The 16,538-nt window shown below is 38.8% G+C and carries 14 protein-coding genes; 4 read left to right on the forward strand and 10 right to left on the reverse strand.

Features of this window, described 5'->3' with window-relative positions:
- Window positions 1–158 precede the first annotated feature (158 nt).
- Complete coding sequence (locus AC21OH_RS03275) at window positions 159–1,385, reverse strand: MltF family protein (protein WP_487371087.1); 1,227 nt, start codon at window positions 1,383–1,385, stop codon at window positions 159–161.
- Window positions 1,386–2,203: 818 nt separating this feature from the next.
- The gene (locus AC21OH_RS03280) at window positions 2,204–2,971 is read right to left on the reverse strand and encodes a Nif3-like dinuclear metal center hexameric protein (RefSeq protein WP_487371088.1); all 768 of its coding nucleotides are present in this window, start codon (window positions 2,969–2,971) and stop codon (window positions 2,204–2,206) included.
- A 1,057-nt stretch (window positions 2,972–4,028) separates the two neighbouring features.
- Between AC21OH_RS03280 and AC21OH_RS03285 the strand changes: the two genes are divergently transcribed.
- The gene (locus AC21OH_RS03285) at window positions 4,029–5,357 is read left to right on the forward strand and encodes a S1C family serine protease (protein ID WP_486535297.1); all 1,329 of its coding nucleotides are present in this window, start codon (window positions 4,029–4,031) and stop codon (window positions 5,355–5,357) included.
- 207 nt (window positions 5,358–5,564) lie between these two features.
- On the opposite strand, the gene yfaE is transcribed toward AC21OH_RS03285, so the two are convergent.
- Window positions 5,565–5,822 (reverse strand): class I ribonucleotide reductase maintenance protein YfaE, encoded by a 258-nt coding sequence (yfaE, locus tag AC21OH_RS03290; protein ID WP_487371089.1) that lies wholly within the window; start codon window positions 5,820–5,822, stop codon window positions 5,565–5,567.
- 313 nt (window positions 5,823–6,135) lie between these two features.
- Window positions 6,136–7,269, reverse strand: coding sequence for a class Ia ribonucleoside-diphosphate reductase subunit beta (nrdB, locus tag AC21OH_RS03295; protein ID WP_486535295.1), 1,134 nt, complete (start codon window positions 7,267–7,269; stop codon window positions 6,136–6,138).
- Window positions 7,270–7,951: 682 nt separating this feature from the next.
- On the opposite strand from nrdB, the gene AC21OH_RS03300 reads away from it, so the two are divergent.
- From AC21OH_RS03300 to AC21OH_RS03310, 3 genes are all read left to right on the forward strand, one after another.
- Window positions 7,952–9,049, forward strand: a complete 1,098-nt coding sequence (locus tag AC21OH_RS03300) for a TRAP transporter substrate-binding protein (RefSeq protein ID WP_487371090.1) — start codon at window positions 7,952–7,954, stop codon at window positions 9,047–9,049.
- 105 nt (window positions 9,050–9,154) lie between these two features.
- Window positions 9,155–9,706, forward strand: coding sequence for a TRAP transporter small permease subunit (locus AC21OH_RS03305; RefSeq protein ID WP_487371091.1), 552 nt, complete (start codon window positions 9,155–9,157; stop codon window positions 9,704–9,706).
- Window positions 9,703–11,049, forward strand: coding sequence for a TRAP transporter large permease (locus AC21OH_RS03310; protein WP_487371092.1), 1,347 nt, complete (start codon window positions 9,703–9,705; stop codon window positions 11,047–11,049). Before AC21OH_RS03305 ends, AC21OH_RS03310 begins: the two co-directional genes overlap by 4 nt.
- Before the next feature lie 473 nt (window positions 11,050–11,522).
- On the opposite strand, the gene AC21OH_RS03315 is transcribed toward AC21OH_RS03310, so the two are convergent.
- The 6 genes from AC21OH_RS03315 to AC21OH_RS03340 form a co-directional block, all read right to left on the reverse strand.
- A complete protein-coding gene (locus AC21OH_RS03315) occupies window positions 11,523–11,735 on the reverse strand; it encodes a hypothetical protein (RefSeq protein WP_487371093.1) in 213 nt (70 codons plus the stop codon).
- A gap of 168 nt (window positions 11,736–11,903) precedes the next feature.
- Window positions 11,904–12,668 (reverse strand): TSUP family transporter, encoded by a 765-nt coding sequence (locus tag AC21OH_RS03320; RefSeq protein WP_487371094.1) that lies wholly within the window; start codon window positions 12,666–12,668, stop codon window positions 11,904–11,906.
- Between the two features lie 465 nt (window positions 12,669–13,133).
- Window positions 13,134–13,688 (reverse strand): NADPH-dependent FMN reductase, encoded by a 555-nt coding sequence (locus tag AC21OH_RS03325; RefSeq protein ID WP_487371095.1) that lies wholly within the window; start codon window positions 13,686–13,688, stop codon window positions 13,134–13,136.
- 678 nt (window positions 13,689–14,366) lie between these two features.
- Window positions 14,367–14,546, reverse strand: coding sequence for a hypothetical protein (locus AC21OH_RS03330; RefSeq protein WP_487371096.1), 180 nt, complete (start codon window positions 14,544–14,546; stop codon window positions 14,367–14,369).
- A gap of 55 nt (window positions 14,547–14,601) precedes the next feature.
- A protein-coding gene (locus AC21OH_RS03335; RefSeq protein WP_491140049.1) for an IS3 family transposase occupies window positions 14,602–15,767 on the reverse strand; the annotation gives its coding sequence in 2 pieces (ribosomal slippage) (window positions 14,602–15,509 and window positions 15,509–15,767; 1,167 coding nt in all).
- Between the two features lie 62 nt (window positions 15,768–15,829).
- Window positions 15,830–16,516: a hypothetical protein gene (locus AC21OH_RS03340; protein ID WP_487370971.1), complete on the reverse strand. Its 687-nt coding sequence runs from the start codon at window positions 16,514–16,516 to the stop codon at window positions 15,830–15,832.
- Window positions 16,517–16,538 lie beyond the last annotated feature (22 nt).

Here is a 16,538-nt window from a genome sequence, read left to right on the forward strand (position 1 = left end):
CTGAGATTTTACTAGGTTTATAAGAATCTATAAAACGTGAAAAAGAGAGTTCATAATTATATGAACTCTCTTTTTTTTAATTAAACTATTTTAACTTAAACTATTTTTAATTAAATACATTTTTTTAAGATTAAAGGTGAATGCATTTTAAATACAGATTAAGTCGTACTGGTTTTCATTGATTCTAAATAGCTGCGAATATTGGTCACGTAATGCATACACTGTACATAGCGTGAATTCATTGAGGCATTATCTGACATATATGCAAATACATTAGACCAGCTATTTGGGTTCTCACCAGCAGCTTCAACGTTGCGTTGAATCTTCTTAACGGCATTAGGACCCATGTTATAAGATGCGAGCGCGAACCATAATCTATCTGGATTAGGCACATCCTCAAAAGTCGACTTCATCTGTTCTAAATAACGAGCGCCGCCACCAATGCTTTGATAGGGGTCAACTCGGTCAGATACGCCCATCTCTTTTGCAGTATTATTAGTAAGCATCATCAAGCCTCTAACTCCCGTAGGCGATACTGCATTAGCGTCTAGATGAGATTCTTGATATCCCATTGCTACCAACAACTCCCAATCATGGTTGTAGTTGCTTGCTTGCTGCTTAAAAGACGATTTGTAGCTTGGTAAGTTTGTACTCAATGTTTTTTCAAAATGCTCACGATTATAATCATCTTTCAAAAGATTCTGATCATAAAAATCTGCAATCTTGGCAGTATTAACTTTTTGTTCACTTGAACATAAAAAATGACTGGCTTGAACCGCTAAAGGATCTTCTTTATTACGAAAGCTCCAATTAGTTTTTGGATGTAGACTATTTAATGATAGAGTTTGATCAAACCCACAACTGATGTTAATAGAAGTCAGTCCTGAATTAACTGTTTGCCGTGTACTGGCTGTCGTCAATGCCATATCAGCAAGACCTTCATTGACAGCTCTTAGTGCATCTTCATTAGTAGGATAATCTTTAACTTCAACGTTGGCACCCAATTCATGTGCATAAGCACGAGCAATGTCATAACCAAAACCGTGCTGGAATCCATCGGTAGAAAAATAGGTGCTATCCCCTTTAACAGAGGCGATCGTAAGTACTTTACTTGTGACAACACCATCATAAGCAAGGGCATCACCGCTAAATACGGACGTAGTAATACTTTTTGCGGGTAGAGATAGTAGCGCTATACTTGAAACTTGTGCCACCATCTTAGTCTTAGCGAATCTTTTATTCGCTGGAATCTGATTCAAATTAAGGCGTTTGATTTTTGAGAGACGGTGAAGGTTTTTAAACTTACTAGTAAGTCTAATAGGTTTTTTTGTTGTTTTTGATGTCTCATTATTCTTGCGTTTTGACCAATAGGTTATGCGTTGCATCGATGTCTCCTCTATCCAACCATCCATACCGTGTAGAGATCAACGCACCATTACGTTAAGGTCTCCTAAGCCAAGATATGAGCAACACTTAAAACGCTATAACCTAAAGGGCTCAAAGGAATACAAGATTCTAAAGCGCGTTATATAAATCAGTTCATTGCAAACGTAATCAACATTAATGAAAGCATAAAAATTAAAAACTTACTTATTAAGCAGTTTTCAAAATGCAAATGATTAATGACATTTTTAATAGAACGAAAAATTTATAGAAATAGAAATAACTTTTCGTTCTAACATTTGAAACGAATTTAAAGTGTTACTAGCAGACGGGTAAAAGATTTAACAACATAGCCATATAATAAGATAATAATTAAGTTAAAAGACAGTCATTTAGTCTTAAGACAATGCATTGTTAAGTCTTTATAGTTTATCTGAAAGTTAGTTGAACAGATAAAATTCGGATTGATGTGATATAAGATGACAACCAACGTTTTGATTTTTACTTAAGTTTTAATGTAATTATAGAAAATGACATTAAATTAAAGGACTAAAATTAAAAACGTTTATAATCGCTCAAGTTATATCTATCAAACCCCGCACATGCGATGATTTGTTAAAATTGGCAGTTCATTGCAAAGCAAAATAAACCTGATAGTAGTTCGGCAGAAATTTTGCTATGAATATAAATATGGGGTGTTTTATGCCAAATTTCAATAGTAATAAAGCGTTTAATTATTAATATTTGGTTACATTCACACCCAATTCGCAGCATTATACTAAATTAATAACGAATAATGTAAACTCCCCAGTTTCGTGTACTATGCTGGGTTTTCATCATTTACAAAAACAACGTCAAGTCCGTGTGTTTGAGCAATTAATTCACCTAACGCCTTTATACCACCAATCTCAGTAGCATGATGCCCACAGGATAGGTAGTCTATACCCAGCTCTCGAGCGCTGTGCGTAGTACGCTCTGATATCTCACCAGATATGTATAAATGACACCCCATCGAAGCCGCTTGCTCAATCATATCTTGTGCTCCGCCTGTGCAAATACCTACTTTACTGATATATTCATTACCAGCCTTAATATGCAGTGGAGTACGCTTCAAGACTACTTGGACATTACTTATAAAATCAGCGACAGGTGTGCGTTCGCAGACTGCTATATTTCCAACAGGATATTTTTCTTCAGGATACAGCCCTCCAGTCAAGGTCAGACCCAATTGATTTGCCAACATTGCATTATTTCCAACTTTGGGATGCGCATCCAAGGGCAGATGGTATGCCAATAACGATATGTTGTTTTTAAATAAGCTACTGACACGTTTGCCCTTCATGCCCGTCAATACTTGAGGTTCTCCTTTCCAAAAATATCCATGATGCACTAATATCGCGTCAGCATTGTGCTCTATGGCGGCATCAATTAAGTTTTGAGTGGCGCTAACCCCTGTTATAATCTTCTTAATCGGCTTTCCTGCATCTAGTTGTAATCCATTAGGAGAATAGTCTTTAAATGCTTTTGCATTCAAATAGTCGTCACACCATGATTCAAGCTCGATAGGCGTTAATTCGTTACGACTCATAAATAACCTCATAGTTTTATATTTTTATACGTTATTTTAACTGTTATCTAATAAATACCGTTATATCATACTACTGAGTCTGAGTTTAATTGGAGAGCTTATGCGATTTAGTAACATTATTTTAACAAGATAATTTAAATTATGGCTTCAGGTGTGACGTGCAAGGCTTTAAGTAGTGGTAAACTATCCATATTAATATTATGGTTATGAAAACATGGCTATTAAAATTGCGCGGCTAATTATCTTAGGTCATATACGTCAGGTCATATAAATAGTCCTACTTAAATAAAACTACTTAAATAAAACTACTTAAATACAGCTACTTAAATACAGCTACTTAAATACAGCTACTTAAACAAAGCTACTTAAACAAAGCTATTTGATACCTCATTATCAACTGTTTGCGTAGGCTGTGGCTTTAGCCCAACACATTTGGATAAAAGATACATTTTGCTGGGCTAAGAACACCAGTCTACATTAGATTTTAATAAGTTAAGAGTGGGGTATTAGATTAAGGCTATTCAATAGAGCTTGAACTAATGATGCTTTATAAAATTAAATTATTGTCTTGAATTTATTGAGTTTCACCTAAATATTAGAAAAATCAGAAACTTTTCTTTTATTTAGGGTCTGTTGAACATTCAAATATGGAACTGGCGGCGGTTATTTTTTAGGCAATATGCAGGGAAATTTTAGACACTTAGTTATTCTAAGTTAGAACCCCTAATTATTGAAAGTCACAATATATTGACAAAAAATAGACCCGCCCCTGAGAACGGATTAAGCAAAGCACTGCTTTGCCCGTTCGCAAGGCGAGAGCTGTGCTCGAGTGAGGCTGATGCTAAAATTGCCCCAAACGTTGTTATAAACCTAGCTAAGGTCCAATACGCTTCGGGCATTATCGTCGGTTTATGCCTAGTTTGGAACACAGCTTCGATTAATTGGTAGCTATCAGCAGTCCTTATATTTGAATGTTCAACAGACCCTAGTCTTGATACTGTAACTGATCTTATAACTATATATTTTTAATTGCCTATTATTTACATTGAGGAGTGTCATGTCCAAATCGTCAAAAAACAGTGTCATATGGAAATTGCTACCTTGGCTCCTATTGGCTTCTGTAATAGCGGCTTTAGTTCTAATTTATGTTGAGCAAAGAGCCAACCAGCAGAATACCTGGCAACCTCCTCGTAGCGAAACTACATCTATCCCTTTAGATTCAAATCGAGATTTTGATAGACCTGAACCTATAAGCTCTTACCATGATGCGGTAGCTCAAGCGTCACAATCTGTTGTAAACATATATACGACCCAAACGGTGACTCAAAACCCTTATATGAATGATCCTATATTGAGACGTTTTTATGAGTTTCATGGTCAGTTGCCACAATCAGGTGCTGAAACGAACTTGGGCTCTGGTGTTATCGTGTCTGCTGATGGTTTCATCGTTACTAACGCGCATGTAATTGCTAAAGCTGATGAAATTGTGGTGGCGTTAAACGATGGGCGAAAAGGTGTGGCTGAAGTTATTGGTTCAGACCCTGATAGTGATCTGGCTGTTATTAAGGTCAATATTAATAATCTTGAACCCTTAGTGTTTAGAGAAGATCCTATCAAGGTAGGTGATGTGGCACTGGCTATTGGTAATCCGTTTGGTGTGGGTCAAACGGTCACGCAGGGTATTATTTCTGCGACAGGACGAACGGGGCTAGGTATCAACACCTTTGAAGACTTTATTCAAACAGACGCTGCTATTAACCCGGGTAACTCAGGCGGGGCATTAGTTGATGCCCGCGGTGAGCTTGTAGGTATTAATACCGCTATATTCTCACGATCTGGCGGCTCAATGGGTATTGGATTTGCCATACCTACCGCACTTGTAGAGCAGGTTATGAATGCCATCATTAAAGATGGTAAGGTAAGCCGTGGATGGTTGGGTATCGAAGTCTTATCGCAGCTACGTAGTCCAACTGAGCTTGATAATTCAACTGGTGTTGAGGTTAAAAAGATTATTCCAGGCAGTCCTGCTTCTAAGAGTGGTTTAGAGGTTGGTGATATTATCTTGTCCATCGATGGTGTAGAGATGACTGATGCCAATAGATTAATTCAATACGTGGCACGCAAACAGCCAAATACTGTGTTGTCTACTCAGGTATTACGTAATTCAGAGAATATGAACATTGATATCACGTTGACTGAACGACCCAGCCAAAGTAATCTACAGCAGCTGCCAAATCAACAAGTGCCTATAGATCCAAGGTTTCACGATGATCCTGAATTGATGGGTGATGACCCCAATATGGGTGAGGACTTGACCGATGAGCAGCGAGCTCAATTGCGTGAAGAGCTTATTGAATTATTTGAAAATGGTCACGTACCTAATTAGTATTTGATACATTAAATTATTGCAAAGCCTAATTGTTATATGTTTTAAGTCCTTTATTTATTGTCAAATATGTCTTTTACTCTAAGTATAATTAAGCCCACTATTTAGCGGGCTTTTTATTTATATATGCGAGTAGTCAAAGTTTAGAACACTGTACCTTAAGCTACTTAAAAAAAGAGATGACTATAAGCGTTTTAGATAAGACATTTAAGTGATTTCTTTAAGATGAATCATTCCTTTGACATTACAACAACAAGTGAGTATCTCATTGTTTTCAAGCATGGCTAGAGGGGGCTCATCATAGGTTACTTCATGTGAAGAAGCCGTCATCATCACTCGGCAACTACCACAATACCCCTCACGGCATTGGAAATTCACATCGTGCCCAGTGCGCAATAATCCATCTAATAAAGATTCGTCATCATGCAAATAAAAGCGAGTTTTGGAGGTGAAGACCCAAGTCATATAATTAAAAAAACCTAATGATGAATTGATACAAGAGAAACAAGTATAGATAAATAGCCTAAGCAGAAATAATCTTAGACCATGAAATTTAGACCATGAAATTTAGACCATGAAATGAAGCCAACCTCTAAATCATATAGTTATGAATGTCTAAATGATTAACATTATCATGCTATAGGACTTGTATCGTATCGTATAAAAAAGATAGGTATCCCTTGTTTAAAATATCCGATCTTTTGAAAATTTTATTCCGTTTAAAATTCCCTACCACAAAAAACATCAAGTAGTTCGAAGCGTCTATAGCTCAAAGAATCTATAGTTCAAAATCATCAAAATCACTGTCAGAGAGGTCTGAATCAATTTGACCAACCAGATAAGAGCTAATCTCTGTTTCTTGTGGTGCAACCTGCACATTATCAGACGATAACCAGGTATTAATCCATGGGATAGGGTTGGTCTTAGAGTTAGGGAAGATGGAAGGTAGCCCGACAGATTGCATACGTAGGTTGGTGATATATTCAACATATTGGCATAAGATATCATTATTAAGACCAATCATAGACCCATCTTTAAATAAGTAACTTGCCCAATCTTTTTCTTGCTCAGCAGCTTTACGGAATATCTCAATGCTTTCTTCATGGCACTCTTGAGCGATTTCTGCCATTTCAGGATCATCTTTACCCGAAGCCATAATATTTAGCATATGCTGTGTACTGGTTAAGTGTAGGGCTTCATCACGCGCAATCAATTTGATAATTTTGGCATTACCTTCCATCAGTTTGCGTTCGGCAAAGGCGAACGAACAGGCAAATGATACATAAAAGCGAATGGCTTCAAGCACATTGACTGCAACCAAACACAGATACAATTTCTTTTTGAGTAAGCGTAAGTCTACCGTGATTTGTTCATCATTTAACGTATGCGTGCCTGCACCAAATAAGCTATAAACCTGTGATAACTGATACAACTCATCATAATATTTAGCGATATCAGTAGCACGGTTGAGAATGTGTTCATTTTCTAAAATGTCGTCGAACACCACACCTGGGTCATTCACAATATTACGGATAATGTGCGTATAACTACGTGAATGGATGGTCTCAGAGAATGACCACGTTTCGATCCATGTTTCAAGCTCAGGAATTGAAACAAGCGGTAATAGCACCACGTTTGGGCTACGGCCTTGAATAGAATCGAGCAGGGTTTGGTACTTTAAATTACTGATAAAAATATGCTGTTCATGAGTGGATAAATTACCATAATCGATACGGTCTTTTGAAACATCAACTTCTTCAGGACGCCAAAAGAACGACAACTGCTTTTCGATGAGCTGCTCAAAGATAGGATGTTTTTGCTGATCATAACGCGCTACGTTAACAGGTTGACCAAAAAACATTGGTTCTTTAAGCGCATCATTTTTAGTTTGGCAAAAGATTGAGTACGTCATGGGTTTACCTTTTTAACCTTTGATATTTAGGGTTTGCTAAAAACTAGAAATGGAATAATAAGTACACATAAAACGGTATGGGATCAACATCTTAATCCCCTATAGCATTAATAATAAAGTTATAAGTTTTAACAGATAAGGTCTGGTCATGCATGAAGTTTTTAGGATCAAATTCTCGTTATATTGGCACAACAGCACTTAAATGAGTTTTTAATATTTTGTAGGCATCTACATCGTTATTCTAAATAGACTAGTGTACCTCAAAGCACCGTTTTTCTAAATACTTTATCTAACTGTTGTGTCCAAATTGTTGTTATGAATATTGTTGTTATGAAAATAGGTACACAATTAAACGCTGATAGATAATATGTATTATTAAATAGGTTATTAAATATAGGTTATTAAATATTGAGTCCTCTCAGTTTAACCGACAGTATTTTAAAAACAAACCATTTGTACCAATACGTCAATTGAGAACAGATATCATATAAGCGATTTATAAGTTAAGTGACTAATTTTATCGATTAAATAATTATTTAAAAGATTTTCTTAAATACTAGTTTTGAATTAGATTAAAGTTGTATATACTTGATTAAGGAGTAAATCTTTGTTACAAATTTTCGCATTTGTAACTTTGTTGTAATAAAGATTTCAAGGAGATTTATCAAAAAGGAGTAGTAACTTGTTAAACAAAATAACAGTGATTCTTACAACCGCGCTATTAATGACCGCATGCGGCTCAAATTCAGAAAATACAGAAACTGCCAGTGCCAATTCTGCTGAGCCTGACAAAGTATATAAGCTAAAATTAGCGGCGACATGGGGACCAACCCTTACACCATTTATCGAAGCCTCAGAAAATATGGCAAAAATGGCTGAAGAGATGTCTAATGGTCGCTTACAAATCCAGGTAGACCCCTCTAACAAGCACAAATCTCCCTTAGGTATTCTAGATTTAGTCAAGTCTGGTCAATACGACATGGGACATACCGCTTCTTACTACTATAAGGGCAAAGACATTGCTACAGTGCCCTTCACGGCTATGCCATTTGGTATGACCTCATCTGAGCAGCAAAGTTGGTTCTATTACGGCGGTGGTCAAGAGCTGATGCAAAAGGTATTTAAACCCCATAATATCATCCCTTTTCCAGGCGGTAATACAGGCGTGCAAATGGGCGGTTGGTTTAAAAAAGAAATCAACACGGTTGACGACTTTAAAGGCTTAAAAATGCGCATACCTGGTTTGGCTGGTGAAGTGATTGCCGAAACTGGTGCTGTGCCAACTACTATTCCAGGTGGTGAGTTATACACTGCATTAGACCGTGGTACGATTGATGCGCTTGAATGGGTTGGACCTTCTATGGATATCAAGATGGGCTTTCATAAGATTGCACCTTACTACTATACGGGTTGGCATGAGCCTGGTGCAGAGCTTGCTTTTTTTGTGAACGAGAAGTCTTTTGAGAAGCTGCCTAAAGATTTACAAGAAATTTTAAAAACGTCTATTCGTGTTGCCGCAGATGATATGTCAGTTAGAACGTACCACATGAGCGCTGTAAATCTAGATAAGATGAAAGAAGAAGCGCCTAACGTTCAAATTAAAGCCATGCCACCTGCTGTACTTAATGAGCTTAAGAAGATTAACACTCGTCTAGTGGATGATATGTCTAAAGAAAGCCCACTTGCGAAAGAGGTGATCGACTCACAAAGAGCATATCTAACAAAAGCTCGTGAATGGAGCAAGCTGTCAGATTATCAATACATTAAAGAAAATCAGTAGACTTATTGACTTAGAACTCTGTAAACAAGACAACACCAAAAATGCGAATTTGCATTTTTGTTTTCTTTTAAAAGCTAAGTTATTAGAAAAAAGGATAAAGGATATATGCTTAAAAAAATTGAAAGAGCATTTGACGCCTTTGGTATAGCGATAGGAAATCTAACCTCAATTGTTTTGGTGTTGATGATTTTAAACGTATTTTATGACGTGGTGATGCGCTATTTCTTCAACCAAGGCAGCATCGGCTTGCAAGAGCTAGAATGGCACTTATTTTCTATTATCATCTTACTGGGTATGGCCTATACGCTACAACAGGATGCTCATGTAAGGGTTGATGTATTTTATGACAACTTGAGTATCACCAAAAAATCGATTATCAATATTGTTGGTACACTGCTTTTTGTTATTCCCGTCGCCGTTATTATAGGCATTGGCTCTATAGACTATGTGATAGAGTCTTACACCTCAAATGAAGCCAGTGGTGACCCCGGCGGTTTAACCCATCGCTGGATAATCAAATCACTCATTCCATTAAGCTTTTTGTTTCTGGTTATTTCTGCCATAGGGTTTTTGATCAAACAGATAAATACCTTGAAAGACCATAAGTCAGAAGATAACAAGTTAGCGGCAAATGGACCTAAAGGAGTGAAGTCATGATTGGTATTATTATGTTTTTTACCGCACTCGTGATGCTGCTTATGGGTTATCCTGTGGCGTTTACGTTTGCGGCAGTAGCATTGTTATTTGCGATTATTGCAGGGCTAGTAGAGACTGACTTTAGCCTTGTTGATGGTTTTGCCTCTGCCATAGATATGTTTGATTTTATGCCGTTTCGTATCATGTCCATCATGACCAATACGATCCTAATGGCAGTGCCGATGTTTATTTTTATGGGCGTGATACTGCAAAAAACAGGTCTCGCCGAAAAGCTACTAGAGTCTATGGCGAAGTTGTTTGGTGAGATTCGGGGTGGTCTTGCCATCTCAACCGTACTGGTTGGCTCATTGTTAGCAGCTTCTACTGGTATTGTTGGCGCATCTGTCGTATCGATGGGGGTAATCTCCCTGCCGATTATGCTTAGGCATAAATACAGCCCAGAGCTTGCTTGCGGTACGATTTGTGCGTCCGGTACCCTTGGTCAAATCATCCCGCCATCTATTGTACTCATTATCTTAGGCGATGTGTTCCAAGTACCTGTTGGCGACTTATTTAGAGCGGCTGTATGGCCTGGATTATTACTGGTGGGTTTATACATTCTTTATATCTTGATTCTAGCCTTTTTTGTAAAAGGGGCTGCGCCTGCGATTCCCGCTAGTGAGCTTGGCGCTACCAACAAAAAAGCCTTAGTCTTTGAAGCCATCAAAAATATCGTACCGCCACTTGCGCTTATTGTACTCGTGCTGGGGTCTATATTCTCGGGGGTGGCAACAGCGACCGAATCTTCGGCGGTTGGTTGTGTCGGTGCTATGGTTTTGGGTGCGCTATATAGGAAGTTCTCATTCTCTATGGTGAAAGAAGCGGCACAAGAATCGGTTAAAATCACGGCAATGGTATTTGCTATTTTAATCGGCGCTACTGCCTTCTCAATGGTGTTTAACTATACAGGCGGAGAGGAGCTGGTAGAGCAGTTTATGTTGAACTTGCCAGGTGATGGTAAATGGAGCTTTATCATCTTTACGATGCTAGCGATTTTTATCTTAGGCTTCTTTATCGACTTTGTCGAAATTGCCTATATTATCGTGCCTATTTTATTACCAGTATCAGAGATTTTAGGTATTAGCCCATTGTGGTTTGCAATTTTGATTGCGATGAACCTACAAACGTCATTCTTAACCCCGCCATTTGGCTTCTCGCTATTTTACCTAAAAGGGGTCGCACCGCCAGAGGTTCAGACAACACAAATATATAAAGGGGTGCTACCCTTTATTGGGATTCAGGTGTTTGTGTTGATGCTCATTGCTGTATTCCCCTCTGTATTTGGACTGTCTCCGCTGTTGTAGCGACTTAAATAGCTTAAAAAATCGAATCAATGCAAAACTTAAAAAGAGCCTAAGGGCTCTTTTTTTTGTTAACGTTGCTAGAGCTAATCCTGCTATCCGCTATTATCTACTAGGCTGGGCGAGGCGGTGATTACGGTTTGAGTGATTGCTGTTGCCTCGACACTCTCTCAAAACCTAGACACCGCAACTCGCCCAACCTAGTAGGATAACCGCTACTATCAGGGCTAAACCGCACCTTCAATGCTACTATCATAGAGTCAATTAGAATGCGTTGTGTGCAGAAGTGAGCACATGGGGTCTGCTTGGCAGTGGGTTCCGCTTAGGTTGGCAATAGTAACATTTCCAATTTAATAAAAATAGTTTTGGTATTGGGTTAGCTATTTCTTCAAGGGCGTTGATATTTGATTAGCCGTAGCCTCGTGCATTTTATGGTATTGTGGCAAACCCACACAGAACGTATTTAATACGTGGGTTTACTTTACACCCACACTACGCTTGATATAGTAGCTATCTTGTTTAATAGCGCTTATTGTAATGTACGCGATGGCTAAAGCTTCTAGCATGACTTCAATTAAGACAAAGCCAATGTCTAACCAAGTAGTAGTCCATAAAATGGTTCCAAATATAAAGACGATATAGAGAATTGATGTCCAAGCTTTTTGAAGACTGATTTTTGTTTTTAGCAAGTAATCAGAGTCATTAACGTTGATTATGACTATATATGCGTTTACGAAATCTTTAATAATATTTCTTATAATCATTTATCATCTATTAAATATATCAAATTGCTTTATAAAAGCTCTTTACCTAGACTAACTGGATAAATGCAATTGTGCAAGCTAGGCTTAATCAACTCAAAACCAAGAGGAATAGACGTATTTACTGACCATGGCTAAACATACCAACACAATGACAGGACGTATGAGCTTACTGCCACCTTTCACTACCATATGCGAGCCAGCATATGCCCCAATGGTCTGTCCAACCATCATCGCTAGCCCCACTTTCCACAGCACATTACCGCCTAAAATAAAGAAAATAAGTGAGGCAATATTTGTCGATAGATTCAGTACTTTAGCAGTGCCAGTAGCAATAATAATCTGACGACCACGTAATGCCACATTGCCCAGTGCAAAGAACATACCTGTACCGGGCCCGATATAGCCATCATAAAAGCCAATAAGCGGTGCGACAACCTTTTGCCATGCAGACTCTGAGATGCGAGGTTCGGCATCTACTTCCCCTAAGTTTGGGGCAAATAGGGTATAAATGCCGATAGCGGCTATCAAAAATGGAATAAGTTTTTCAAGTAGTGCCGGGGATGACAGTTGCACCGCAATTGTACCAATCATAGAGCCAATAAAAGCGCCTATAATAGCCAACTTGATGTCACGTGGATTGACCACCTTTTTTCTTATCATGGTCATCGAGGCGGCAAATGCCCCCGAGGCCGCTTGTAATTTATTGGTACCCAGTGCCAGTACAGGGGGTATATTTGCGAGTAATAAGGCAGGTATGGTTAATAGACCACCACCACCTGCAATGGCATCAATAAATCCAGCCAGCCCAGCCACTACAGCAAGCAGTATGATGATGTCTAGGGACAGGGTGATATCCATAAAAGGGTCTCGAATTATCGTTCACGAGCCACGATGCCATTTAATCATGTAGGTATATAGCCACGTTGCTATGTAGCATATAGCCATGTAGCATCGTCTCGTTAATTGGTAAGTATATCAAGCTTCGAAAAGGTATGGGACTAGGTATAGTGTGACTTGGTGTAGTGTGGCTAGGTATAGTGTAATTAGGTATAGGAAGTGGTACAGCACTTACGTCGCCCAACCATAGTACGTTTTTATGTTTGAGTGGATTGTAAGTGATATGTGCTGATTGCTGTGAGCTAATTGATAAGTCCTGATAGATAAGTGCTAATTACTGAGTACTGATTGATAGGTTGTGCTTCGCTATCCTACGGGCTACGCCTAACTGCGGTCGGTGTCGTTCATAGTGTACAAAGCAGTTAACCATTGTTGGTTAACCGCGTATTGTGTCATCAGTTATTGACTATTATGCGCGTTAAGTTACTAGGAAGCGAAGTCAACAAAGGCGTCTACAAACTTATTTAAATATTTCTGGGTGCGCTCACTGGTAAAGTTGCCATCATCGTCAAGCGCATCATAAGCATTGCTTAGATATATCTCTGGGGACAACAGTACGGGTGCTGCAAAGGGCAGCATCGTTTTACGCAGATCAAACCCACAGCTTCTACCCCCATAACTGCTGGGTGAGGCGGTGACAAAGGCTGTTTTCTTACCCGACAGTGCGCTGGCTTTGAACGGTCGTGAAAGCACATCCAATGCATTTTTAAGGCCACCTGGAATACTACGGTTATATTCAGGACTCACAATCAATAACGCATCGGCATTTTCTACTTGTTGACGAATACGGGTGTAGCTTTCGGGTGGGGTGTCGTTATCAATATCTTCATTATAATGTGGTAAATCATCGATACGACATTCTGTTACTGTCACATGCTCTGGCATCTGGGACACCATATATTCAGCAAATTTACGATTGACAGATTCTTTACGTAAGCTGCCTATGATTAGAGCGATGCTTACTGGTTTGTTTGAGTTCATTATGGGCTGTCCTTTTAGTTATATATAATTTTAATGCAGTGCCATCTTGGATGGTCACTGGCATAGTACCATCTGTAGTTTTTAATTAGAAATGACTTTGAGAAGTTTCTGGCGCTTGACTGCAAAAAAAGAGTTTTGCAGTTAGTAAAGCGTATGATTAGTGATTTAGGGTTGTTGATAGGCGGTTTAGGCTTGGTTAACTTACTTTAAGATCTTAAGGAATATTTGTTAAATAGGTGAGCGTCGATACACACGACCTAACTATTTAAGTATTGAATGTCTGGGTAATATACATATTGTTTATAGCGTCTTAATAAAATTAGATTCTTGACCATTCCAGCCACATTTTAGACAGTTACCGTCTACAAATTCGTGAATACAGTTAGGATAGCCATATAGTTTATAAGCACAATTAGGACATAAGTCCGCCATTTTAGAGCTATGTTCTAAGTATTTAGATTCGCACTCGGTGCAACTTATTGAGTTCGATATAGATTGACTGTTCTGTTTTATAGATGGGTACATTGAATGGTCTTATTAACTAGAGATTCTAGAGTGTCACCCATAAGACACTCCTTGGATATTGTATGATAACACCACCCTCATACATATTATTTACAGATATTTTGCAAGGTAGTTGCTTCAATTTTATGTGCTTAGCTAAACAACTATACTTTTTCACTCCCCAAACGCATCATAATAATCACTCACCAGTGCCTTTGTGTCTTCAACAAGTCTCGCTCTATCCATATCTGCCACACGGCTTGTAAATACAGAAACAAACTCTGGTCTATCCAACAATTGCGTATAAGCAGATAAAAATAACTGTTCATGATAGTTATCTATATCTGTAGGCATGACTAACGTTGACCCCTGCTGTCAAATCCGTACAATTAAACTTGGGAGATTTTAGTTACGCAGCCTGACGACAATAATCAGACCACACCTGTCTTGGCGATTTATAGCCTAAACTCTTTTGAATCCTCGTTTGGTTGTAGTACAGCTCAATATAGCCAATGATATCGCTGATCGCTGCAAATCTTGTTTTATAGTCTTGGTGATATACCAGTTCATTCTTTAATGTACCCCAGAAGCTTTCTATCGGAGCGTTGTCATAGCAATTACCTTTGCCACTCATAGAGCCTATAAAATGCTGCTGCTTGATGATCTTGTGATACGCATGGCTGCAGTACTGGCTACCTCTATCAGAGTGAACGATTAGCCCTTTGCTGGGTCGTTTGTTCTTAATGGCCATATTGAGTGCACGGCATACAAGATCCGCAGTCATACGTTTATTGATGGCATAGCCGACAAGCTCTTTGGTATACAAGTCTTTAACACCAGCCAAGTACAGCCAGCCCTCGTTTGTCCAGATATAAGTCATATCACTGACCCAAGATTGATTAGGTCGACTGGCTTCAAACTTTTGATCCAGCACGTTTGGATAAACTAACTTGTTATGGTGTGAGTCGGTGGTGACTTTAAAGCGTTTGTGGCGACGGCATTTGATGTTATGTTCTTCTTTGATACGTCGAACCATGTATAGGCTAATATCAAACCCTTGCTCTGTCAGCTTTGCCTGCAGTCGCTCAGCACCATAACGTTCTTTACTTTCACTATGAGCGGCTCTAACCAGTAGCTCAGAGCGGTTACGATGTATCTGCTGCTCACTGATATCGCGATTTATCCAGTCATAGTAGCTAGAACACTTAACCTTTAATACCCGGCACATAGAGACGATACTAAAAATCTGTCTATTCGTCTTTATAAAGGCGTACTTCACTAATTGTTTTTCGCAAAGTACGCGGTGGCCTTTTTTAGGATCTCTCGTTCCTCTTCAGCAACTTTAAGCTGTCGTTTAAGGCGCTTGTTCTCTTCTATCACAGCCATAAGCTGTGGATCGTACTGCTCTGTCCCTTCAAGTTTGCCTTGATTGGCTTTGTGATGCCAGTTCGATAGCGTTTGCATGGCGATGCCAAGCTGCTTTGCGGTCGCTGTAATATTTCCGTTGTTCTGTGCTATCTTCTTGACGGCTTCGGCTTTGAATTCTGCGCTATAAGTTCTGATTTTCTTGGTCATGGTAAACTCCTCATTGAGTCACTAGTTTACCAAGTTTATCTCTACGGTTTCTTCAGCATAGCTCACATGGCTTTGTTTAAATGCATGATGTACATATCGGGATGGGTGTTTGGCGTATTGTTAAAATAGGGATATCTCATGAGTGGGTTGTAGTCTGCATAGCACTCATTCTTTTTTGTTGTTTTTAGCCATTCAATGATATCTGATAAACCTTTTTTAAGATGCTCGGGGCTTTGTACCTTTGCATCCTTAAAGTACTTCGGGAAGTAGCTATTATATACGGACTCAGTATCTACCTCATATAGCGGATGACCAATACCTTTTTCAATATTCACATACGCCATTTGTAGTACGGCAGAGGGTAATCTGTCTTGGTAGGTTATAGTCAGTAGGTCATCCGCTTTGGCAATGGCTTGCTCTTTGGTCAGTTTAATATTTAAAAAGTCTCTGGCATTGTCTTGACGTAGCAGAATATTATAATCCCATAACTCCTTTGAGGTTGCTGTACCTGCTTGCACGCGCTCATGAACTTGCCGATAATATTTAGTAAAATACTTATAAATATCATCCTCATAACGCATACCGCCGGGATAGGTGGCTTTGTCTTCATACCAGGACTCTGCGCTCGCTTGATGACTGATAGTAGTGTTTAAACCGACCAGTAATAGACCTTTTATAATCATTAAAAAAAAGGGGTGCTGGCGTGAGACTAAATTGCGAGTAGAGCCTTTATTATCGATGTTTTTCATTTAATTTTACCTTTTTATCTTC

Source organism: Psychrobacter sp. CX10 (genome assembly GCF_057621575.2).

Bases quoted from the DNA above. Each gene is read 5' to 3' on its own strand.
- AC21OH_RS03340 (WP_487370971.1), bottom strand. From the start codon at position 16,516: ATGAAAAACATCGATAATAAAGGCTCTACTCGCAATTTAGTCTCACGC.
- nrdB (WP_486535295.1), bottom strand. From the start codon at position 7,269: ATGACGTACTCAATCTTTTGCCAAACTAAAAATGATGCGCTTAAAGAA.
- AC21OH_RS03330 (WP_487371096.1), bottom strand. From the start codon at position 14,546: ATGCCTACAGATATAGATAACTATCATGAACAGTTATTTTTATCTGCT.
- AC21OH_RS03310 (WP_487371092.1), top strand. From the start codon at position 9,703: ATGATTGGTATTATTATGTTTTTTACCGCACTCGTGATGCTGCTTATG.
- yfaE (WP_487371089.1), bottom strand. From the start codon at position 5,822: ATGACTTGGGTCTTCACCTCCAAAACTCGCTTTTATTTGCATGATGAC.
- AC21OH_RS03305 (WP_487371091.1), top strand. From the start codon at position 9,155: ATGCTTAAAAAAATTGAAAGAGCATTTGACGCCTTTGGTATAGCGATA.
- AC21OH_RS03285 (WP_486535297.1), top strand. From the start codon at position 4,029: ATGTCCAAATCGTCAAAAAACAGTGTCATATGGAAATTGCTACCTTGG.
- AC21OH_RS03280 (WP_487371088.1), bottom strand. From the start codon at position 2,971: ATGAGTCGTAACGAATTAACGCCTATCGAGCTTGAATCATGGTGTGAC.
- AC21OH_RS03275 (WP_487371087.1), bottom strand. From the start codon at position 1,385: ATGCAACGCATAACCTATTGGTCAAAACGCAAGAATAATGAGACATCA.
- AC21OH_RS03320 (WP_487371094.1), bottom strand. From the start codon at position 12,668: ATGGATATCACCCTGTCCCTAGACATCATCATACTGCTTGCTGTAGTG.
- AC21OH_RS03325 (WP_487371095.1), bottom strand. From the start codon at position 13,688: ATGAACTCAAACAAACCAGTAAGCATCGCTCTAATCATAGGCAGCTTA.